Genomic DNA, 22,472 nt, shown 5'->3' on the forward strand with positions numbered 1-22,472 from the left:
GACTTACTATACGAAAAATTATCGCCGCTCACCATAGCCAAAAATCAGCTTTTATTTAATGATACTAATAGATAGTTAAATAATTATAAATATATTTAAAAAATGAATAGTACGTTCAGATTTTGCATAAAATCGTTCGGTTACCATACAAAAGCCAAATATTAAAAAATCGCCGTTTTTACAATTATAAAAATTGTTACAAATTAGCTTGAGGTCTTTTTTAATTCCCATAAAAAAACACCCTTAATCGATAGATTAAAGGCGTTTAAATTTTAGGCTTAATTAGCTTAAAGCTAGCCGGCAATTCCCGCTAAATTTAATAAAAACAGCACTGCAAATCCGGCTAAAAACAGCAACCCAGCAATGGATAAGGCGTTCATGGCAGGGGATAATTTTTGATGGTTTTTGACGAGTGAGTAGTTCAGCCAACCAAAAACAGGCGCAGAAACAAACGCAGAAATCATGGCAAATTTAAGCATGGCACCCAATTGACCGGTAAAAAAGGTAATGATAAGCAAACCGCCACCAATGGCATAAGTCATCCAAAAAGCCACTTGTTTTTTGCTGATCTCCGTCTGACCTTGAAGCAATCGCCAGCATTCGGCATTGGCGCGACCGTAGCCATCGGCGCAGGTGATCGTCGTGCCAAACATGCACATAAAGGCGACAAAGGCGACCAAAAGCTTTGACCACTCACCAATGGTGCTGGTGTACATATTGATGAGCTGGTTGATATAAGCGCCGCCGGCAATCTCAATTTCTTGACCCGAGCCGAACTGAACAAACACCCCAAGCGCTAAGAAAAACAGCGCCAAGATCGCCGAAATCAAATAGCCAACATTAAAATCGATCAAGCCTTGTTTATGGTTGGTGCCATCGGTTTTCATTTTTGCCGACGTCCACATTGAGGTAATCGCCGCAAATTCAAGCGGGGCAGGCATCCAGCCCATAAGCGCAACGATAAAGCCAAGCGTTGCCAAATTCCAAGGCGAGGCGGCAATAAAATCAGGCGCCATCACGGTAGGCTTTCCCGCAGCAATCACCACTGCAGCAATGGTCGCGGCAGTTAAGGAGATGATAATCCATTTGGTGAGCTTATCAAGCAGCCGAAAATGACCGCCAATCAAAAAGCCCCAAGAGACCGCCATGACGATAATGGATAAGCTTAGCGTCGATAAATTAATGCTGGCAGGAAGCATAAATCCTAAAATGACCGCTGCAATCAATGCCACCGCGCCGGTGCTAATGACCGCTGACAGCACCGATAAAATGAAGTAAATCCAAAGATAGGCTTTTGATTTGCGAGCGTAACCGGCAATGAGGCTCTCACCGGTGTCATAAACGTAATCGGTGCCAAAGCGAAAAAACGGATATTTAAACACGTTGGCAAGAATGATCATGACCGCCAATTGCCAGCCATAAAGCGCGCCGGCTTGGGTTGAGGAGATCAGGTGCGAGCCGCCAATTGCCGCTGATGCCATTAAAATCCCCGGACCGAAAATCCGAAAGTTAAAGCCCTTTTGCGCGCCAAGATGATCACTTTGCGCCGTCTCAATGTGCTGTGCCCTCATAATTGCCCTTTGCCATCAAAATACAAAAAGGCTAAGCGTACCATAAACGAGGGAGGATTTTTACTTTTTATAAGCTTGCAATCAGACTGAACCGTAGCTAGTCGTCAAATTTCTGTGGTCGGTAGGTGATGCCGTATTTTTCATAAACCTGATAAACCGCTTGCAACAATTGATTCACTGCCGGATGGCGAACGTCTTTTAAGGTGTGCAGATAAATGGGGGAAGTGATGTCTTCATGAGTGAGTTTTCGATAGCAAATTTGACCTTCACGCAAGCTTTGCAGCGCTTGCGGCACCAAAGTGATGCCTTCATTTGCCGCCACCAGCCCAAGCGCTACTTGCAAATCACTCACCTTGGTGGTGGCAATCGGGGTTAACCCATATTGCGCAAATACGTTTAGTAAAGGCTCGCTGACAAACTCGCTTGAAGTTAGGGTCGTTGGGGCAGGCAGGTGGGTTTGGTGGTATAAAATCAGCCGGTTGTTGGTTAACGCTTTAAGCGACAGTGGCGCAGTATCCTCTGCCAGCACATGATGTTTTGGCAGGGCGACCACATAACGCTCATGACGCAATAAAATCTGACAAATCCATGGGTCTTGATGCGAAAATCTGCCAAAACCGATGTCAATATCGCCGGATTTGAGCGCGGCAATTTGCTGATAGGAGCTGATGTCTTTTAAGCTGACTTCAAGATTGGGGCAAGCTTGTTTGAGCATAGCGATCACTTCAGGAAGCAAGCCATAAAGTACTGAGGGCACAAAGCCAATTTTTAAGGCGGCACTTGGGGCAACCATGCGCTTTGTCATGTGACCGATGGTGTCAATCTCAATCAACACCACGCTGATTTTGTCATAAAAAAATTGCCCTGCAGCGGTCAGCTTAAGCGGTCGGTGGTAGCGATCAATAAGCTCGGTGCCAAGGCTTGCCTCAAGCTGCTTTAATTTTCGGCTCAGGCTTGGCTGCGATAACTGCAGCGCGTTTGCCGCTTGGCTGAAGCTTTTAAGCTCGGCAATCTTTATGAATGCGTGAAGCTGATCAAATACCAGTTTTTGCATGAACATCACCTTTTTAAGCTTACACCAATCATTTTACCCTAAAATGACGCCTTTGATACAAATTGTGCTTGAAGCGATTGCCGCGGCGCCCTATATTGTCTTTATCCTCTCAAGACGCCTTTTTACTGATTGGTTTTTCATCATGACTGACTCCAAATCCCCCAAGCCAAGCTTTCGTGCCAGCCATGCCACCTTTACCAAAAAACAGCTCAGTACCAAAACCAGTGACATTTATGAGCGCTTTTTAAATCGAGTTCAGAAAATTGAAAACGATCCGGCAAAAGACAATAAAGACCATGGCGCTCTTGATTCTAATCAACCCTCAAGGGCGGAGGATGATGGTCTTGATTTTGATCTCGATTTTACCTTACCGGCGAATTTGACCAAAACAGCCGCTAACCCAAATACGGATAACGATGCTGGCTTCTCAAGCGTTATAGAGGATCTAACTGACGATGATGATCTTGGTTATGATCTTGATAATGCGCCATTAAAAGCGCCAACCGAGCCGAAAATTAAAGCCGCTGATCACGATGAAGCAGATGATGATCTTGAGCAAAAAAAAGCTTCAAGTGCTAAAGCGACCAAAACCTTAAAACAAAAAAAAGCCAACCTTGATGCTGCGCCATCAAGAGCAAAGACATTGGCGGTCGGTATCATTTGCGGTCTGGTGATCAGCGGCTCGGTGATCGCCATTTTAAATAGCCTTGGCATCATTGCGCTAACGCCTGAACCAGCGGCTAAAACTGCTGATACGTTACCAAATCATCCAAAACCTGCGGTTGAACCACAAAGCCAAAGCGGCGATCTTGAAAAGGGCAGTGCTGATCTAAAAAATACAGCTACCGATCCGATAACGCCGCCTACAGAACCAAAACCAAACGCCGCAACCACCAAACCTGCGCCGACAGATCAGCAAAACCGCCAGTTAAAAAATAGCAATTTAAGTTATCAAGATTTTGCTGAGGAAGCCGGAACCACGATTTATCGGGAAACCAATTAGCAATCATTTACAAAAAAGGAGTCGCCAATGAGCGCCACTTGTGCCGAACAGTTGGCTGAAAAACAGCTTACCGTTGCCTTTATTGAAAGCGCTACTGCTGGCTACTTGGCGCACCGTTTTTCATTAAGCCCATTTTCAGGCGATATTTTGCTTGGCGGGATAGTTTGTTATGACGGCAACATTAAAACGAAAACATTAGGAATTGATCAGGCGCTTATCGATGAGTTTACCGCCGAATCCATGCCTGTAACCGAAGCATTAGCTAAAAACGCGACTGCCTTATTTGACGCCGATATTATCGTGGCTTGCACGGGGCTTTTGACCAAAGGCGGCTCTGAAACGCCCGAAAAGCCCGTTGGGACGTTTTTTTACAGCATTTATTATCAACATCAGTGCCACAACTTTCAAAGCCTTTGCCGCGGTCATCCGAAAAAAAAGCTTAAAAGCATCAACAGCCGAATTGCCAAAAGCTTGATTGAGGTGATTGATAGCGCCAATAAGCCCTAGCGGATCACCGTATTATTCAGCGCCACCGCCCATTGCCGACAAGAATCCTCGCAGCGCGGGCAAAGCGCTTTTGGGGTGATGATTTTATCGACATGACCGCAAAACATACAAGCATAGCAGCACGATTTGTCAATTTGGGTGACCGCCTCATAAGCTCGCGGCCAAATCGGCAGCCCAAAGCGAACGTCCTCGCGTGGAAATAACAAGACGCTAAAGGTGCCGTTGGTTTCAAGAACGCCTTCGCGGACTTGACCCAAATGCTCAACGCCAAGCTCGCGCATTTCAGCAAAAAACTCGTCATGTGACATCTGACCTTTTCGCGATTTGTGAGTGGTCATCACCCCATCTTCAATGATATAAATCGGCTGACCTTCAAGCAAAGTTTCAAACGGCTCGTATTTCACCATCAGCCACGTAAACAGCCGATACAAAAAAATCACCGTACTCATGATAATAACTGCCTGAATCAGCGGCAAATCTTCGCTAAACATCGGGTCACCAGCAATAGAGCCTAGCGACAATAAAATGGTCAATTCAAAAATGGACAGCTGGCGAATGCCGCGATTCCCCGCCAGCCTTAAGAACAAAATAATCATACAAAACATGATGACCACGCGGATCAAAATCTGGCTGGCAAGCGCCCACGTTGTATCATAAATAAAAATATCAGACCACACTTCAACATCAACCTTATCATTTTTTTACGGATAGTTTTTACGGATAGAAAGTCACCATCATAATTGCCCCTGCTTGCCACTGACAGCTTGAATTTTGCAACGCTTCGTAACGGGATAAACGTTTTGATTGCCATAAAAAAATCCTGCTCTTGGCAGGATTTTTCAACACTTAAATTAAAATTACAACTGAGTGTGCAGTCCGCACTCACGGTGCTCTTCAACTTTGGTTGGGTCAAAGTAATCAAACTCGTTAGGCAGGTTATTATCCGCCAAATAAACGTCCAAATCAGCATCGGTTTTTTCAAATAACGGCGCTACTTTTAATACGCCATCTTTTGAAAGACTTAGCACATCAAGGTTTTGACGGAATTCGGTTTGGTCGCGGCGGATGGCGTTGAACCAAACATCAGGGTTCAATTCTGCCAACGCTCGGCGGAACGGCTCAAGCTTGACCTGTTCGGTGAACTCTTCATGAAGTGGATTGTCAATGCTTGGAATACCGTTCATGATGACGTCGCGGTGGGCGCGGGTTTGCTTTGGGATATAAGTGATGACGTTTAGGTTTAAATCGCGAATGACTTTGTCAGCAAACTGATAAGTCGCTTCGGTGTTATATCCTGAATCGACCCAAAGTACGGTGATGTCAGGGCGAGCTTTGGCAACCAAATGTAAAATCGCGGCTTCATAAGGGCGAAAGTTGGTGGTGATGATGGGGTTTTTTGCCTGCTGTAGCGCCCAATCAACAATCGCTTCAGGCGATTTGCCGTTAAGTTCTTGGTTGGCAGCATTGATATCAAGGTTTGGATGAAGTTGGCTCATAACAGATCCTTTTTTAGGTAACATAACGAATAGTGGTTTTAAAACTGATGTTTAATAAAAAAATAAGGTTCAATAAAACTGGCGTTTAATCACTCGTGATTAGCAAATAAAGGCAAACTTGCCGCGCTTTTTCCAGAATGGGCGCTGGCAAGGGCGCTAAACGCTTGGCTTAAATCCGTTTTGGCATCGTGCTCTTTAATCACAAAGCTGTCGGTGCCAACGCGCAACAAATAAGCAATTTGGTCGCGACCAAACGCGCCGGCAACGCGGATTTCCCCTTCAAAGCCAAGCTGTCTTAAGCTTTGAATGACGCTAAAATTGCGACCATCGGCAAAGGCGGGGACAACCACAACGATCAAATCTTGCGCCAGCAGCTGATCTTGAAGGTCGGTTAACTGGTCAATGTGAGCGGCAAGTTCGCTTGCATCCACCCAAACACCCAATCGGCTGGAATGCTGGCGGATTAAATTGACAACTTCGGTCAGTAAGCTTTCGTTATGATCGGTAGACTCAGCTGTCAACATATCAAATAGCGGCAGTAACACGTCATGCTTTTCTTGCTGATTGATCACTTCAATCAGGGTGATGTCATCGAGCGCCACACCCTCAGGAAGGCTTGCAACCTGAAGCGCAAGCCAGCTGTCAGATTCGCTGATGTCCTCACCATGAGCATTAAAAATATGATGATTAGCCATAGACCCGCTCCTTAAACGGCTTGATGCCAACGCGCGCAACCACCTCGCCAAAGCGCTCAACGTGATCGCTTTGATCGTTTTGAGCATCAACGCGAAGCTCCATATAAACATCCAAAATCGACTGCAAGGTGCTGGCAACCGCGTCAGCTGCGACCGCTTTTCCTAAAATGGACCCAAGCTTGGCATCATTGCTTGAGTTGCCGCCAAGGCTGATTTGATACCAATGCTCGCCTTTTTTATCGACGCCCAAAATCCCAATATCGCCGACGTGGTGATGGGCGCAAGCGTTCATGCAGCCGGACATGTTCAGGCGAATCTCGCCCAAATCATACAAATAATCCAAGTCATCGAACTGACGCTCGATTTGCTCAGCGATGTTGTGGGTGGTGGCGTTGGCAAGCGAGCAATAATCAAAGCCTGGGCAAACAATCATGTCGGTTAAGGTATTGATGTTAGGTCGCGCAAGATTAAGCTTGCTAAGCTGTTGCCAAAGGGTAAACAAGTCGCTGATTTTAACATCGGCTAACACCAAATTTTGCTGATAAGTGCCGCGAAGCTCACCAAAGCTATAGCTATCGCTAATATCTGCCAAAGCGTCCATTTGATCGGCAGTGACATCGCCTGACGGCACGTATTTGCCGTCTTGGATTCCCGCTTTTAAGGAAATCACCACCGCTCGGTAGCCAGGGATTTTATGAGCAACCGTATTTTGCGAATACCAATTGGCAAAGTCTTTATTGTTATCAAGCTGCGCTTTAAGATCGCTTTGGGCTTTTAAACCATCAATCGTGTCATAATTTGGCGCGGTAAAAAAGCTTTGCGCGCGTTCAAATTGAGCGTCATTGAGCGTTAATTCGCCGTCTTTACTATGGGCTTGCCATTCTTCATTGACCAAGCGGGCAAACTCACTTGCGCCCATGCTCTCAACCAAAATTTTAATTCGGGCTTTGTATTTGTTATCGCGGCGACCGTTTAAGTTATAAACACGCAAAATGGCGTCCAAATAGCTCAGCAAATGCTCGCGCGGTAAAAACTCATTGATGACTTTACCAATCACCGGCGTTCTGCCAAGACCGCCGCCAACCAGCACTTCAAAGCCAATCTCACCTTGGTCATTTTTTTTGATATGCAATCCCACGTCATGAACTTGGGTGGCAGCACGGTCATGATGGGTGCCGATCACGGCAATTTTAAATTTTCGCGGTAAAAAGGCAAACTCAGGGTGAAAGGTCGACCACTGCCGGATGATCTCGCAATAAGGTCTTGGGTCGGCGATTTCATCTTGATGGATTCCGGCATAAGGGTCGGTGGTGGTGTTGCGAATACAGTTGCCGGAGGTTTGAATGGCGTGCATTTGCACGGAGGCAAGCTTGGCTAAAATATCCGGAACGTCCTCAAGCTTTGGCCAGTTCAGCTGAATGTTGGTTCGAGTGGTGAAGTGACCATAGCCTTTATCATAATCGCGGGTGATGTCCGCAAGCGCTCGCAGCTGATAGCTTGCCAAAAGCCCATAAGGGATGGCAATTCGAAGCATGGGCGCATGGCGCTGAATGTAAAGCCCGTTTTGCAGGCGAAGGGGCAAATACTGCTCCTCAGATAAACTTCCTGCCAAAAAGCGCTCGGTTTGATCGCGAAACTGCGCGACCCGTTCGTCAACCAAAGCTTGGTCAGCGTAGTTATATTGATACATGACGTAATCTCAATTTCAAATTTATCAAGCAAAGAAAATGATTTGCGTAACTGGGTTTTGGAACCGCATCAAGGGCTAAAATTCCAATCGCTTCACATCATATAAGCATCAACATCAATTCATAAATTCAAATCGGTCATATCCATATCCAAAGACAGCATAAATTTTCATAACCAAAGTTCGCTAGTCTATGCCTATTCACAACGCCCATGAACTTGAGAATAAATTATGACCGAAGCTTTTGATCGATTGGTACCCCCGCACGGCAGTCCTGAATTAAAGCCTTTATTGTTAACAGGCGAGGCTAAAAAACAAGCGCTATTGCGTGCTAAATCCTTGCCAACCATCACCCTAAGCTCACGCGAGCGCGGCGATTTAATCATGCTTGGCATTGGCGGCTTCACCCCGCTAAACGGCTTTATGAATCAAGCGGACTGGCAAGGCGTCGTTGATAACATGCGCTTAGCCTCCGGCGACAATGCCGGACTGTTTTGGCCCATCCCAATTACCTTATCTGCCCCAAAACAAATCGCTGACACGTTAAATGCCGGCGATGAGGTAGCTTTGGTCGGTGCTGATGGCGAAATCATGGGGATTTTGACCGTTGAGGAAACTTACCGCATTGATAAACTTCATGAATGTCAGCAAGTTTTTACCACCACCGATCCTGATCACCCCGGTGTTCAGCAGGTGCTTGACCAAGACGACGTGAACGTTGCAGGCTTGGTTCAAGTCTTAAGCGAAGGCGAGTTTCCAACGCTGTATCCTGACATTTACAAAACCCCAAGTGAAACCCGCCAGATTTTTGCTGATAAAGGCTGGCAAAGCGTGGCGGCGTTTCAAACCCGAAACCCAATGCACCGATCACACGAATATCTTGCCAAAATCGCCATTGAAATTTGCGATGGCGTGTTGGTTCACTCCCTGCTTGGCGCGCTAAAACCCGGTGACATCCCTGCCGACGTTCGCCAAGAAGCCATCAAAACCTTGATTGACAACTATTTTAAACAAGACACGGTCATTCAAGCCGGTTATCCACTCGACATGCGCTACGCAGGTCCCCGTGAGGCGCTACTTCATGCGTTATTTCGTCAAAACTACGGCTGTAGCCATTTGATCGTTGGTCGCGATCACGCCGGCGTTGGCGATTATTACGGCGCGTTTGATGCGCAAACGATTTTTGATAAATTGGACAAAGACGATCTGATCACCCAACCGTTAAAAATCGATTGGACGTTTTGGTGTAATGCTTGCGGCGCGATGGCGTCAAGTAAAACTTGTCCGCATGACGCCGAGCACCATGTTAAAGTCTCAGGAACCAAGCTTCGCAAGGCTTTATCTGAAGATGAAAACGTTCCGGATAACTTTAGCCGACCTGAAGTCTTGCAAATTCTGCGTGAATATTATGCCGGAATCGAAAAAGAAAATCGCGCGACCATCAATTTAACTGGCGCTTCTGCCGTTTAATGATTGACCGCTAATAAAAAGCACTTAAGCCAAGGCTTGAGTGCTTTTTTGGCTTTATTGAATCCGGTAAAAAACGCAGCTTATTGCGGTCATGACTAAGCCTTTACCGATTTTGAATATTGAAGTTTTTCTAACATCACTCTTATGCCAAGTTAATGGGTTGATAAGCAAATTTGTCACTAACTGAATTGAACTTCTCCTGATAGCATAGTCTCAAGTTCCAAATAAAGACAAAGTTTTACTTTTTTATTTCTTGTTGAGACCATTATGAGCCAAAAATCCATTTCCGCTTTGTTATCTTATAAAACCGCTGTGATTGGCACCGCTTTAATTGGCGTGACCTTAAGCGCTTGTAGCCCCACCCAAGCTGACCCAAAAAAAGCCTCAGCAACGAAAGAAAGTAAAAATATCGACTTGATGAACGTCTCTTATGACGTCTCGCGCGATTTTTATAAAGATTACAACCCGCTGTTCACCGAAAGCTATGCCAAATCAAATCCTGAAGTGACAGTCAATATCAAACAATCGCATGGCGGCGCCAGCAAACAAGCGCTTGCCGTTGCCAATGGTTTACAAGCGGATGTGGTGACCTTAAACCAAGAAAGCGACATGAACATGCTTGTTGATAAAGGCTTGGTCGATCCCAATTGGCGCCAAGCCTTTCCGGACAATGCGGTGCCTTATACCACGACCATGATTTTGCTCGTTCGTAAAGACAACCCAAAAAACATCAAAGGCTGGGAAGACTTGGCGCGATCGGATGTTAAAGTCATCATGCCAAACCCCAAAACCAGTGGCACGGCGCGCTATGCCTTTTTGGGCGCTTATGGGGCAGGACTGCATAAATTTAACGAAACCAAAGACAATGCGGCAAAAACCGATGCTTATATGAAAAAGCTACTGAGCAACGTCGTCACCTATGACAATGGCGCTCGGGCAGCAACCACCAGCTTTACCCAGCGCGGCTTGGGCGATGTGCTCATTACCACTGAAAACGAGGCGCATTTGGTGGCAACTCAGCACGCTAAAGGGGCGGTTGATTTGGTTTATCCCAATTATTCCATCACTATTCATAACCCTGTTGCCATTGTCAAAACTGTCACCGATAAAAAAGGCTCAACCCAAGTGGCAACTGACTATCTCAAAGCGCTTTGGGACAAGCCTGCTCAAGAACTGATGGCAAAAATGTACTTACGACCCAGCAATAAAGAAGTGCTTGCTGCTCATGCCAACACCTTGCAAAACATCCAAAGCTTTGAAGCGACCACCGTGTTTGGCGATTGGGACAGCATCATGGCAAAATATTTTGCGGATGGCGCGCTTTTTGACAAACTTGCACAAAAAAATGGCAATCAATAAGCAAAATTAGGGGAAAATTTTAGGAAAATCAGGCGAGTTTATTATATATTCCAATTTGGAAATAATATAAATATATTCGTCATTAAACATAATAAGCTTGCGCTGATAGCATACCCCCATGTCCAAGCATTGTGAGGACGCCTAATTATTACTAACTTTGAGGTGGTTATGAGCGCAAGCGCCCCGTATTCTTCTTTTTTTTCGCAGCCGTCAACCAAAAAAGGCATTCAATTGACCGTTGCCATTGGGGTTGTTAGTGCCTTATTGACCGGTTGCCAAAAGCCTGCCGACACAACGACCGCAGGCGGTGAGGGGACTACCAACGCTGCCGTCAGCGAAGCAAAAGACATTGAGCTGTTAAACGTGTCTTATGACGTGGCTCGCGATTTTTATAAAGACTACAACCCCATGTTTGTTGAGCATTATAAAAAAGACCATCCAGATGCCAATATCAGCATCAAGCAATCGCATGGCGGCTCAAGCAAACAAGCGCTGTCGGTTGCCAATGGTTTGCAAGCCGACGTTGCCACCATGAACCAAGGCTCAGACATTGAATTGTTAGAAGAAAAAGGACTGGTTAGCAAAGATTGGGAGCAGCAATTTCCAGATAACGCTGTGCCGTTTACCAGCGCCATCGTGTTTTTGGTTCGTAAAGACAACCCAAAACAAATCAAAGATTGGCAGGATTTGACCAAATCGGGCGTTGAGATCGTCATGGCAAACCCAAAAGTCACCGGAAACGGTCGCTATGCGTTTTTGGGGGCTTATGGTTATGGGCTTCATGCCTTTAACAAAGACGACAATCAAGCCAAAAACTATGTCAAATCGATGCTTAAAAACGTGAAAGTTTATGAAAATGGCGGTCGTGCGGCAACCACCACCTTTGTTCAACGCGGCATTGGGGACGTTTTGATTACCTTTGAAAACGAAGCAAACTTAGCCGCTAAGCAGTTTGGCGCGGGCAAAGTGGACATCGTTTACCCAAGCTACACCGTCAAATCTGAAAGTCCAGTTGCCATTGTCAAAACCGTAACCGACAAAAAAGGCACGACGGAGGCCGCAAAAGCGTATTTGGAGTACTTATGGAGCGAGCCTGCCCAGCAATTGGCAGCCGATCTGTACTTGCGACCCAGCGTGAAAACCGTTCTTGATAAAAACGGTGATAAATTGCCACCGCTTGCAACTTTCCAGCCCAATGACGTTTTTGGCACTTGGGATGAGATCATGGACAACCTGTTCAGCGACAATGGCGTTTTTGATCAATTGGCGGTTAATGCGCCCAAATAAAACGCGCTAACTTAACCTGAGCAATAAGATAAAAATAAAAAAGGGTGGGACAATCCTGCCCTTATTTCATTTAAAAAAGCTTGTTTAAAAGAAACCTCATAGGACATCATCATGCCAGCCGCCCCAACTGTTACCGCCCAAAAACGATCGTGGTTTTCACGACTCAATAAGCGCCATGTGCTGCCAGGGTTTGGGCTGAGCATGGGAATTACGGTATTAAGCTTATCGCTGTTGGTGGTGCTGCCGTTTGCCATGATGGCGTTTACCACCGCGCAAATGGGCTGGTCAGGGTTTATTGAAACCATCACTCAGCCGCAAGTTTTTGCTGCGATTAAATTGAGCCTTTGGATGTCGTTTGCGGCAATGCTCACCAACATGGTCTTTGGAACGCTGGTTGCTTGGGTATTGGTTCGCTATGAGTTTTGGGGCAAGTCTTTAATCAACGCCTTGGTTGATTTGCCGTTTGCCTTGCCAACGGCGGTCACTGGCATTTCTCTTGCCACTCTTTATGCGCCGAACGGCTTAATCGGTCAGTGGTTTGACAAAATCGGCATTAAAGTGGCGTTTACCCCTTTAGGAATTTGGCTTGCACTCGTGGTGGTCAGTTTTCCATTTATCGTTCGCGCCGTTCAGCCGGTATTGGCTGAATTGTCCGTTGAATTTGAAGAAGCCGCGGCGGTACTGGGCGCAAACCGATTAAAGACGTTTAATAAAGTGATTTTACCCGAATTGCTTCCTGCGTTGTTGATGGGGGCTGGCATGATGTTTGCTCGCGCCACCGGCGAATATGGCTCGGTCATTTTTATTGCAGGGAACATCCCGATGCAATCAGAAATCCTGCCATTGATCATCATCAGTAAACTTGAGCAATTTGACATTCAAGGGGCATCCGCGGTGGCATTATTTATGCTCTTAATCTCCTTTGTGATTTTATTAACCATCAATATTGTGCAGTGGAAGCTGTCTCGCCGAGTAGGAGCACGCTAATGCAAATCTCTAACAGCTACGACTATCAAAGCAATGCAGCAACCAAAGATGCGCCGTGGGTCAAGCGCTTATTTGTCGGTGTTGCCGTACTATTTATGGTGGCAATGCTGGTCATTCCGTTGATGGCAGTATTTTATGAGGCGTTTAAAGGCGGCTGGCAGCTGTATTTAGCCGCGCTTGTTGAGCCTGAAGCGCTGCAAGCCATTAAATTGACCTTAATTACCGCCGCGATTGTATTGCCTATCAATATGATCATGGGACTTGCCATTGCTTGGCTGGTGACCCGATATCAATTTCGGGGCAAGCAATTAGTCACCACCTTACTTGATTTGCCGTTTTCGGTGTCGCCGGTGGTGGCAGGATTGATGTTTGTATTGCTCTTTGGCGTCAACTCTTTTGTTGGCGGCTGGCTTGAAAGTGTCGGCATTCAGGTGATTTTTGCGGTTCCAGGGATTGTGCTTGCAACGCTATTTGTGACCTTTCCCTTTATTGCTCGCGAGCTGATTCCGTTAATGCAATCGCAAGGCGACAGCGAGGAGCAAGCCGCGCTCACTTTGGGCGCAAACGGCTGGCAAACCTTTTGGCATGTGACCATCCCAAATATCAAATGGGCGCTGCTTTATGGCTTGATTTTGACTAATGCCCGAGCAATGGGCGAATTTGGCGCGGTAAGCGTGGTGTCAGGACATATTCGCGGTGAGACCAACACCATGCCGCTGCTCGTTGAGATTGCTTATAATGAGTATAACTTTACCGCCGCGTTTGCCTTATCCAGTATTTTGGCGGCATTGGCATTATTAACGCTATTGGTTCAGCAAGTGATGACCAAATTGCAAACCCGAAAATTTGCCAAAGCTACCCGCCTGCAGGCAGCACCAAAACTGCCCGTTAGCGCCAATGGTAAGCTTGATGACAACTCAGCAAACCTTGCAGCAAATACCAAAGCCCTGAATGAATCGGCGTAATTGATAATCGCTATTAAAAAATATAAAAAGAGACGGTCATGAGTATTGAAATTCAAAACATTAACAAGCGCTTTGGCGATTTTACCGCCCTTGATAACATTAATATCAGCGTGCCAACAGGAAAGCTGACCACGCTGTTAGGGCCGTCAGGTTGCGGTAAAACCACCTTGCTTCGCATCATTGCAGGGCTTGAATTTGCCGACTCAGGTCGCATTTTATTTGATGGCACCGATGTCACTGACACGCCGGTTCAAAAGCGCCGAATTGGTTTTATGTTTCAGCATTACGCGCTGTTTCGCCATAAAAACATCGCCGATAACGTGGCGTTTGGCTTAACGCTTTTACCAAAAAATGAGCGCCCAAGTAAGGCGGATATTCAAAAGCGGGTCAATGAATTGCTTGAGCTGGTTCAATTACCGCACGTTGCCAACGCCTATCCGCATCAACTGTCGGGCGGTCAACGTCAGCGAATTGCTTTAGCTCGGGCATTAGCGGTTAAACCAAAGCTGTTGCTGCTTGATGAGCCCTTTGGCGCGCTTGATGCCAAGGTTCGAAAAGAGCTTCGGACGTGGCTTAAAGACATTCACCATGAAATTGGCATTACCAGCATCATGGTCACCCACGACCAAGAAGAAGCCCGCGCGGTCTCCGACGAGATTGTCATCATGAATCACGGTCATGTTGAGCAAGTGGGCACCTCAGAAGAGCTGATTCACAATCCGGCAAGCGCCTTTGTTAGTGACTTTTTGGATATTGCGTAAGTAAATAGTTAAGATTTTTAAAATTAAGGCTCAAGGTGGTTATCTTGAGCTTTTTGCTTAAACTTTTTTTGATGGTTTAATCGGTTAATCGCTTTTACTGATACTTTTATAGTTACTTTCCTGCCAAATACGTCTGATAAATCACCAAAATCTCCTCGCAGGCTTCCATACTCACGTTTTCAGCAAAACTCTCATCAAACCAAAAGGTATAAACAGCTTTGATAAGCGTTTCAATTGCTTGGACTTCCATCAGCGATTGCTCAATGATTTGCACGGCAATGTCTTTAGCCTGAAAGTCCGACTCGCTATAAGGCGCACTCCCGCCAACTCGGTAACGATAAAGCACATCGTTAATGGCGACAACAAACAGCGCATCATTAGCACTGTATTTTGCAATCAACTCATCAAAAAGCACTTGACGCTCCCTAAACGCCTCTAAAACCTTGGCATCGGGCTCATTAACCCGTGCAAATAGCGGTAATCGGGTCACTTTGTCGTTGTCACATTTAAGTGTTGATTCGATCATTATTTTTCCTTATAAAATTAACTTTTTAAGTAATAAGTCATAGCGTTAGTCAGCTAAAATAAGCCCAAGTCCTAAGATTTTGGCTTAATTAAGAACGGTTTGATAAAAAGTACTTAATATCAAGATCGGCTTAATCTCTTAGTAGAATGAGGCGTTGCGCCTGATGAAGGAATTGCTAAGGCGTTGCTAGAGCTGTTATTTTGAACTATTAATTTCCAAACTATAGTACAAAAAACAACTCAAGAAAAGACGGCTTGCCCTTAAAGCGACCACAGCTGACGCTTAATTGATTTACAATTGTCATTTGCTATTTGGATCAAAGTCGGTCACTGTTAAGCGATTAAAGGTTTTTTGGTCGGACTTGGCATAGTAACAACAATAACAAAGGATATATTATGGCAAATGCGCGGACAGTACCATTTCCTATCAATCAGCGCGATCATGAGCCTGGCGCGCATATTATGATGAGGCTGACCTATATCAGCCGCTACAATCCGCAAAATCCGCCCATTGAGCTGGCGCGAATTTTAGAGCAGGCGCAAAATAACAATAAAGCTCGCGCCATCACGGGCGTTTTGATCATTAATGAAGATTTTTTTATTCAAAGTATTGAGGGCACAAGACCTGCGATCAACCGCTTGCTGCGCGCTTTGGTTAACGACAAGCGCCATTTTTCATTGCAAATTATCGATTGCATTGAAGTGGTTGAGCGGCGCTGGCAAAAATGGTCGATGAAATACCTAACCTTAAGCGAGCAAAATAAGGATGAGGTGTTCAAATTAACCGCAGGAACCAGCTTTAATCCGTATCTTATGAATAAAGCTCAGCTTTTAATGATGATTGATGCCCTATCCAAGCGCCAAGAGCAGCAAGAACAAGGCTATGTTGCAACCTAACTCACCAATTGAGGGAAAATCAATGGACAGAACTACCGCTGACGCTCATATTTTGGTGAGCTTGACCTATGTCAGCTGCGCCAATGCCATGAGCACCAAAGTGATCAATGAGCTGTTGCAGCACGCTCAAAAAAGCAATGTCAATGAGGCAATCACGGGCATGCTGATTTTTAATAACGATTATTTTTTGCAAACCATTGAAGGCTCAAGAACGGCGGTCAATCGCTTGCTTCATCTGATTTTAGCAGACACGCGCCACCATGACATTCAAGTGTTAGACCACCGCGAAATCAGCTGCCGCGAGTGGGGTCAGTGGTCAATGAATTACGCCACCGGCACCCAAGCTTGCGCCGCCATTTATTTAAAATACTCAACAACCGCCGCGTTTAATCCTTATTTATTAAGCGCAGAATCAACACGCCAGCTGATGGTGGAATTAAGCCAATCTCAAAAAGTTAGCGCCTAGCTCTGAAAAAAGAAATATTCTTGATTTTGATAAAAATTTGTCGATTTTAAGAAGCTTTTCCATGATAATGCTAAAAATAACCACAATAATGGCGGGCAAATAATGAAAAAATCAATCATCGTAGTTAGCAGCGCTTTATTGATCGCGGTTTCAATGAGTGCAAGCGCGGCAACCGACTGGACACCATATTTAAAGCCCATGCTGGCAGGCTGTGATTTTATTAATCCTACAAAAGATTTGCCAAGCCGCTATAAAGCCTCAATTAGCAGCAAAAAAATCAAAGGCAACCCAAAGATTGAAGGCGAGGAGGTCATCACCACCTATTATTTAAAAAATGCCAGCGCCTTTGGTCAGCCGCTAAGCAAGGTTGAATATCTGCAAGGTTACGAGTGGTATCATTTGCGGCTGTATTTTAAAGACAGCAAGTTTTTGGCGCTCAGACAAAAGTTTAAGCTGCCCGTTTTTGATAAAAACGTTGCGCCTTATGCTACCGTCACCAAAAATGATAAAACGGGCTATTCCGTTGAGGAAGGCGGTTATACGGATTTAGTTTTTGATGCCAAGCAAAAAAGCATTACGTGCTCAGGCGGCGTTTGATTTAATAAAAAAAGGCTTCAAGTTATGCTTTCAGCCTTTGTTCGATCAATGCGATTCATCCAAAATGGGCGTACCTTGGGTGCTAAATGCAAAGGCTTTATTGCTAAAATTGCCAATCATCACCGCTTCAATGACGGGTTTAACAGAGCTGTTCACGCCTTCAACTTCAATAATAAATTTTGCCCCTGAGCCGCCTTTATCCTCTTCTTTTTCAACAATATAATTGAGCGTTGCCATCGCTGGAAGCTCAATTGGGGCGGTTAAATAGGACTTTACCAGCTTGCCATTGGTGCTGTAGTAATCGATTTTATTGATATATAACGAGTTTTTAAACGTGGTATTGCGAACGCTCAGCGTTGCCGACAGCAACACCTGAAGGTTGTCTCTATCGGTATAAATATCGGAGTAAATCGGCACATAAAAGGTTTGTTTGTATCGAAAACGGCTGTGATCGACTTTTTTAGAGCGTTTTTCAAGCGCTTGAATCGGGTCTTGATGCTGTTCTGAAAACATGACATTGGGGTCTTGTTTGGACTTATCACAGCCGCCTAAAAAGACAAGGCTGGTAAGACAAAGCATCATCATGCGACATTTCATAAGGTTCCCCAAGCGATTAGTGGACTTTGACCCCAACACTGCGTAAAAAAGTATGGATATGTTTGTTGGCGCCATAAACCACCAAAACATCGTTTTCTTGCAATATTTGCTCAGGGGTTGCCAGACCTTGAATAATGGGTTTGCTCAGTTTGCGACCAAAGCTGTCTTCATAATACTCATAGCGCATGGTGCTTAACAGCTTAATATTAAATTTATTTTCAAGCTGTAAGGTGGCGATCGTTTTACCAATGAGCGGGGTGGGAATGCCAATCTCAACGATGCTAAAGTTGTCTGTCAATTCAAAAGAGTCCACAAAATAGCGGGTGGAAAGCCGTTTTGCCCAGCGCATCGCAGATTCTTGTTCAGGATGAAAAATGGCATCAATACCAATCGCTTGAAGCACTTTTTCATGTAATGGATTGATACTTCGGCTGATTAAGCGCTTGGCATTTAAGGTTTTAAACAGTGCCGTTGCCATGATGTTTGCCCCTTGATCTTCGCCAATGGCTACCACGATGATGTCAGTGTCGCGAATGGGCAAGCCGTTGACCGTATAGTCATCGGTGGCATCCATGCAAATCGTATGCGTGATGACTTCTTTATAAGCCTCAACTTTTTGCATATTTCGGTCGATGGCAATGACCTCGTGACCTTGACTGGTCAGCGCGGATGCCAGTGACGATCCAAAACTGCCTAGTCCTACAATAATGTATTTCATGATTTTCCTTATCATTTATAGCATGATTAAAGTTTGGGGATTAATTAATCGTAATCTCTTCGGTAGGATAGTGGTAGTTTCTTTGAAAGCGGTTTTTAAGAAGCGCCACAAAAATCGTCAGCATTCCCACGCGACCGACGAACATGATCACCGCGATCACAAGCTTATTAAAAGTGGAAAGCTCGGGGGTCAAATTTAAGCTTAGTCCCACCGTACTGTAAGCTGAAAAACACTCAAAAATGACTTTGATCAATTCAAGCTCAGGCTGGTTATAGCTGATCAAGCTGACGCCAATGGCAATCACAAGCAGCGACAGCCACATAATGGCAAAGGCGCGGCGAATAGAGATGTCGGCAATTTCGCGTTGAAACAATTCAACCTTGGTCTGACCGCGGGCAAGACTTAAGGTATTTAATAGGGCAATGGCAAGGGTGCTGGTTTTTATCCCGCCACCGGTAGAGTTTGGTGACGCGCCAACCCACATCAAAAAAATCGTCAGCATAATCGTTGGTAACGCCAGCATATCCATATCAGCAATGTTAAATCCTGCCGTTCTCGGCGTCGCCGCAGCAAATAGCGCGGTGACAAGCTTACCAAAAAAGCTTCGATGCTCCGCTAAAATCCCATGGTACTCAAAGATCATTACCCCAACTAGCCCTATCAACAATAACGCGCTTGAGGTAATCAAGGTAATTCGGCTATTGATGCTCAGTAACCACGGCTGATTGCCAAATCTTGGGTCATTTTGAAATAAAAGCCTTTGAGCCCGATGACGCAAATAGCGCAGCAAATTGACCACAATGATAAATCCCAAACCCCCAAACAAAAACGTCATACTGATAATCAGCTGCAAAGGATAGTTAAATCGCAGCGAGTCATCATAAAGATTGGCGCTGAATGTTGAAAATCCTGCGTTACAAAACGCAGAGATCGCATGAAATACCGAAAAAAATAGGCGCTCAGGAACACTCATCCCCGGCAAATTGTAAATGCTCAAATAAATCAATACCGCAGCCAGCGCCTCAATCCCAAAGGTCACATACAAAATGGACTTAAGGGTGGTGATCATATCGCCCACTCGCGGCGAAAAACTCATCTCAGTCATGCTCAGCCTCGTCTCATAACTGACGCCACCTTTAAAAAAGTAACTAAAATAAGTCACAAAGGTTAAAATCCCCAAGCCACCAATTTGGATCAGTCCAATGATGATCAGCTGACCAAAGGTTGTGAACCGCGTTGCCGTATCTACCACCACAAGACCGGTCACACAAACCGCACTGGTCGCCGTAAACAGCGCATCGATATAAGAGATGGGCTTGGTGGTTGCGTGCGGCATCATCAGTAGTAAAGACCCGATCAGCACCACAAACAAAAAGCTTAAAATAAAAAACTGACCCGGATTTAAAAAAGCGCGATTTAAATTAAAATTATTGTCCGATATTTCGCGGATAAAGGTGACAAACACCGCAATTTTAATGGCAATAAAATGATCAATGGGGATGGCAAGCCCAAAGCGGGCAAGCTCAAAAAAATGCGCCATCAATAAAATAAAAATAGCGCCGCTGGTCAGCAAATCAAAAATGGCAACTTTACTGATCGCCAGTGGTGATTTTTTGCCAATATAACGCCCAATCAGCGCAAAAAAGCCAAATAACACAATCAGTAAATAAAAAATATGAAAAATATGCTGAAGCCAAGGGGCAAGCGTAAAGCCGGTGTCGACCAGGGCAACACCAACCCCAATCAAGCTCATCACCACAATCACCTTATTGAGCAACCGATACGGTAAAGCAAGCTGCATAGCCAAATTCCATCAAAAAAAAGACAAGAGTGCTTAGCCGCTTTATTGTTATTAATCAAGCGGTCAGTAAGCACTAAGAAAAAAATCAGGTCACGACAAGCGCCGTTGGTGGTCAGTCATCACCACAACAAATGACCGCTTGGCAGTAAGATTAGGAAGAGTGGTAAATTACGCTGAGTCGTTTGCCTCAATAAAACCCGCTTGGCGATCTGTTTTTATCTTGCTTGGGTTTTGATTGGGAAACAATGGGATAGCAACATTGGAAACTTGATAAGCAACTGAGGCTAGGCAACTGCTAGCCTTTGCGCTCAAACGTGGATGATAGAGGCTTTTTTTCAGAAAATGATACGGATAATTGGTCATATCTTGCGCACGAATTCATTCAAAATCAATAGGATGCTAATCTCGTAATCGATATGAGCGGTTAACGGCGTTTAGTAAGCGTATTGATATGAGAGTAAAAGTAAAAAGGGGATATCACTTTGCTATTTTGAAGATAAATTATGCTCTGAAATCGAGAGTATCATAATCCTAACTAGGGCGATTTGATAGCAGATATTTATTTATTGCCATAAAAAAACTTGATAGAGAACATTAGCGTAAGTGATGATATTTAGAATAGTTTGATTGATAAAAACATTCTTGCATTTCGCTAGAATTATTAAATAGTTGACATTATCAACAACAATAAATATAGTTGCTTATATCAACTATATCAGATGATGAATTTCAAATGGCTCAACACTCATTAAACGAAACCTTGCATAAACTGATGCACACCTATACCGATCTGCTGCATGAAGGGATTAAACAGCAAAAAATAGCGCTGTCAGTGATCCAGATCAGAACGTTAAAAGGGGTTTTTTATGATCCTAACAGCACGGCAAAATCTATCTCAGCGTTTATGCGGCGTGATAAAGCTCAGATTACCCGCGCCTTAAATGATTTGTTAGCTGCTGATTTAATTGTAAAAAAAGACAATCCTAAAGATGGTCGCAGCCAGCTATTAGAGCTGACTACTCAAGGTAAAGCGGTGATCGCCAAGCTTGAGTCGGTAGAAGATTGGGCTAAAAAAGAGCTCACAAAACATATCAGTCAAGCGGATCTTGAGCAGTTTCTTCAAGTTAGTCGTCTTATGATAACTAATGTCAAAAACGACCGTGATCTTGGTTAAAAAGTTAAAGCGCTAAATAAAACCACAATACACAATGGCAGAATCCTATGAATGATCCCACCCAGCAACCCGTCAGAGAGGTAATGACCGTTACAGCTAAGCAAATGGTGACGCCGCATTACCTTCGTATTTATCTTACAGGTCAGCGCGATACCATGGCTAATATTGCAACGATGACCGTCGGCGTTAACAATAAAATCGCCATTCCGATTGATAAGCGCAAACCGCTTAATCTCAACGATCCGTCAAGTTTTGTGATAAGGACATATACCCACCGTGGCGTTGATGTCGAAAATCAGCAACTTTGGATTGATTTTGTGGCTCATGGTGATGACGCACCCGCCTCAGGGTGGGCGACTCATGCCCAAGTGGGTGATGAGCTTGGGGTTATGATGAGACCTAAAAGCAGCGCCTTGTATCCTAAAGCCGATCACCTGTTGTTGGTGGGGGATGCCACAGCGATTCCTGTCCTTGGCGCAATCCTTGAAAGCCTACCAAGTACGGCTAAAGCTCAATGTATCATCGAAGTTCATGGCAAAGAAGATGAGCAGCATCTGTCAACCCAAGCGGACGTGAATATGACTTGGCTTCACAATCCTCATCCGATGCAAGGCAGTCAATTAGCCACTGTCATTAAATCGCTTACTCTACCAAACGCCGATCAGCGCCGATTTGCTTATATCGCCAGTGAGTTTTCATCAGTCAAAGCCATTCGTCACTATCTAAGAGCTGAGCTTAACTGGTCAAAAAATGAGATTTACGCCTTTTCTTATTGGAAATCAGGCGCCGCTGAAGATCAGTCCGCCAGTGATCGGCGGGCAGAAAAAGACGCGGACGAATAACTGTGATAGTCGT

23 protein-coding genes are annotated in these 22,472 nt (G+C 45.0%); 13 read left to right on the forward strand and 10 right to left on the reverse strand.

The genetic code is table 11. The annotated features are described in order from the left end of the window. Positions 1-293: 293 nt before the first annotated feature. On the reverse strand, positions 294-1,571 hold the full coding sequence (locus tag HF322_RS01825; RefSeq protein WP_169391677.1) for an NRAMP family divalent metal transporter: 1,278 nt from the start codon (positions 1,569-1,571) through the stop codon (positions 294-296). Between the two features lie 97 nt (positions 1,572-1,668). Then, positions 1,669-2,625 (reverse strand): LysR family transcriptional regulator, encoded by a 957-nt coding sequence (locus HF322_RS01830; RefSeq protein WP_308811468.1) that lies wholly within the window; start codon positions 2,623-2,625, stop codon positions 1,669-1,671. A 142-nt stretch (positions 2,626-2,767) separates the two neighbouring features. Between HF322_RS01830 and HF322_RS01835 the strand changes: the two genes are divergently transcribed. Together HF322_RS01835 and HF322_RS01840 are read left to right on the forward strand one after the other, a co-directional pair. After that, positions 2,768-3,628, forward strand: coding sequence for a hypothetical protein (locus HF322_RS01835; protein ID WP_169391678.1), 861 nt, complete (start codon positions 2,768-2,770; stop codon positions 3,626-3,628). A gap of 27 nt (positions 3,629-3,655) precedes the next feature. Next, entirely contained in the window at positions 3,656-4,135 is a 480-nt protein-coding gene (locus HF322_RS01840; RefSeq protein ID WP_169391679.1) for a CinA family protein, read from the forward strand. Here HF322_RS01840 and HF322_RS01845 read toward each other — a convergent pair. From HF322_RS01845 to HF322_RS01860, 4 genes are all read right to left on the reverse strand, one after another. Beyond that, complete coding sequence (locus tag HF322_RS01845) at positions 4,132-4,812, reverse strand: YetF domain-containing protein (RefSeq protein WP_308811469.1); 681 nt, start codon at positions 4,810-4,812, stop codon at positions 4,132-4,134. The genes HF322_RS01840 and HF322_RS01845 overlap by 4 nt on opposite strands. A 180-nt stretch (positions 4,813-4,992) precedes the next feature. Continuing rightward, positions 4,993-5,631 carry a phosphoadenosine phosphosulfate reductase family protein gene (locus HF322_RS01850; RefSeq protein ID WP_169391680.1) on the reverse strand — a complete coding sequence of 213 codons (639 nt, stop codon included), beginning with the start codon at positions 5,629-5,631 and terminating at the stop codon, positions 4,993-4,995. 89 nt (positions 5,632-5,720) lie between these two features. Then, complete coding sequence (locus tag HF322_RS01855; RefSeq protein ID WP_169391681.1) at positions 5,721-6,326, reverse strand: DUF934 domain-containing protein; 606 nt, start codon at positions 6,324-6,326, stop codon at positions 5,721-5,723. After that, entirely contained in the window at positions 6,319-8,016 is a 1,698-nt protein-coding gene (locus tag HF322_RS01860; protein ID WP_169391682.1) for a nitrite/sulfite reductase, read from the reverse strand. Before HF322_RS01860 ends, HF322_RS01855 begins: the two co-directional genes overlap by 8 nt. Before the next feature lie 228 nt (positions 8,017-8,244). Between HF322_RS01860 and sat the strand changes: the two genes are divergently transcribed. From sat to HF322_RS01890, 6 genes are all read left to right on the forward strand, one after another. Beyond that, positions 8,245-9,483, forward strand: a complete 1,239-nt coding sequence (gene sat / locus HF322_RS01865) for a sulfate adenylyltransferase (protein ID WP_169391683.1) — start codon at positions 8,245-8,247, stop codon at positions 9,481-9,483. Positions 9,484-9,750: 267 nt separating this feature from the next. Then, complete coding sequence (locus tag HF322_RS01870; protein ID WP_169391684.1) at positions 9,751-10,842, forward strand: sulfate ABC transporter substrate-binding protein; 1,092 nt, start codon at positions 9,751-9,753, stop codon at positions 10,840-10,842. Between the two features lie 168 nt (positions 10,843-11,010). Next, on the forward strand, positions 11,011-12,129 hold the full coding sequence (locus HF322_RS01875) for a sulfate ABC transporter substrate-binding protein (protein WP_169391685.1): 1,119 nt from the start codon (positions 11,011-11,013) through the stop codon (positions 12,127-12,129). A 111-nt stretch (positions 12,130-12,240) separates the two neighbouring features. Next, entirely contained in the window at positions 12,241-13,116 is an 876-nt protein-coding gene (cysT, locus tag HF322_RS01880) for a sulfate ABC transporter permease subunit CysT (protein ID WP_169391686.1), read from the forward strand. Then, the gene (gene cysW / locus HF322_RS01885; RefSeq protein ID WP_169391687.1) at positions 13,116-14,081 is read left to right on the forward strand and encodes a sulfate ABC transporter permease subunit CysW; all 966 of its coding nucleotides are present in this window, start codon (positions 13,116-13,118) and stop codon (positions 14,079-14,081) included. The genes cysT and cysW overlap by 1 nt, the downstream gene beginning before the upstream one ends. Positions 14,082-14,119: 38 nt before the next feature. Further along, on the forward strand, positions 14,120-14,842 hold the full coding sequence (locus HF322_RS01890) for a sulfate/molybdate ABC transporter ATP-binding protein (protein WP_169391688.1): 723 nt from the start codon (positions 14,120-14,122) through the stop codon (positions 14,840-14,842). A gap of 112 nt (positions 14,843-14,954) precedes the next feature. On the opposite strand, the gene HF322_RS01895 is transcribed toward HF322_RS01890, so the two are convergent. Continuing rightward, the gene (locus HF322_RS01895) at positions 14,955-15,368 is read right to left on the reverse strand and encodes a hypothetical protein (RefSeq protein WP_169391689.1); all 414 of its coding nucleotides are present in this window, start codon (positions 15,366-15,368) and stop codon (positions 14,955-14,957) included. Positions 15,369-15,763: 395 nt separating this feature from the next. Between HF322_RS01895 and HF322_RS01900 the strand changes: the two genes are divergently transcribed. The 3 genes from HF322_RS01900 to HF322_RS01910 all read left to right on the forward strand — a co-directional run bounded on the left by HF322_RS01900 (position 15,764) and on the right by HF322_RS01910 (position 17,327). Beyond that, on the forward strand, positions 15,764-16,264 hold the full coding sequence (locus tag HF322_RS01900) for a BLUF domain-containing protein (protein WP_169391690.1): 501 nt from the start codon (positions 15,764-15,766) through the stop codon (positions 16,262-16,264). Positions 16,265-16,286: 22 nt separating this feature from the next. Then, complete coding sequence (locus tag HF322_RS01905) at positions 16,287-16,730, forward strand: BLUF domain-containing protein (RefSeq protein ID WP_169391691.1); 444 nt, start codon at positions 16,287-16,289, stop codon at positions 16,728-16,730. 102 nt (positions 16,731-16,832) lie between these two features. Further along, positions 16,833-17,327, forward strand: a complete 495-nt coding sequence (locus HF322_RS01910) for a hypothetical protein (protein WP_169391692.1) — start codon at positions 16,833-16,835, stop codon at positions 17,325-17,327. Positions 17,328-17,372: 45 nt separating this feature from the next. On the opposite strand, the gene HF322_RS01915 is transcribed toward HF322_RS01910, so the two are convergent. Genes HF322_RS01915 through HF322_RS01925 form a run of 3 tightly spaced genes read right to left on the reverse strand, consistent with a single transcriptional unit; the run spans position 17,373 to position 20,443 of the window. After that, positions 17,373-17,912 (reverse strand): DUF3124 domain-containing protein, encoded by a 540-nt coding sequence (locus HF322_RS01915; RefSeq protein ID WP_223193123.1) that lies wholly within the window; start codon positions 17,910-17,912, stop codon positions 17,373-17,375. Between the two features lie 28 nt (positions 17,913-17,940). Continuing rightward, complete coding sequence (locus HF322_RS01920) at positions 17,941-18,642, reverse strand: TrkA family potassium uptake protein (RefSeq protein WP_169391693.1); 702 nt, start codon at positions 18,640-18,642, stop codon at positions 17,941-17,943. Positions 18,643-18,682: 40 nt separating this feature from the next. Continuing rightward, entirely contained in the window at positions 18,683-20,443 is a 1,761-nt protein-coding gene (locus HF322_RS01925) for a TrkH family potassium uptake protein (RefSeq protein ID WP_169391694.1), read from the reverse strand. Positions 20,444-21,176: 733 nt separating this feature from the next. On the opposite strand from HF322_RS01925, the gene HF322_RS01930 reads away from it, so the two are divergent. Both HF322_RS01930 and HF322_RS01935 read left to right on the forward strand, forming a co-directional pair. Continuing rightward, positions 21,177-21,617, forward strand: coding sequence for a MarR family winged helix-turn-helix transcriptional regulator (locus tag HF322_RS01930; RefSeq protein ID WP_219848141.1), 441 nt, complete (start codon positions 21,177-21,179; stop codon positions 21,615-21,617). Positions 21,618-21,664: 47 nt separating this feature from the next. After that, on the forward strand, positions 21,665-22,459 hold the full coding sequence (locus tag HF322_RS01935) for a siderophore-interacting protein (RefSeq protein ID WP_169391695.1): 795 nt from the start codon (positions 21,665-21,667) through the stop codon (positions 22,457-22,459). Positions 22,460-22,472 lie beyond the last annotated feature (13 nt).

The organism is Psychrobacter sp. MF31 (assembly GCF_012847335.1).
Lineage (GTDB): Bacteria > Pseudomonadota > Gammaproteobacteria > Pseudomonadales > Moraxellaceae > Psychrobacter.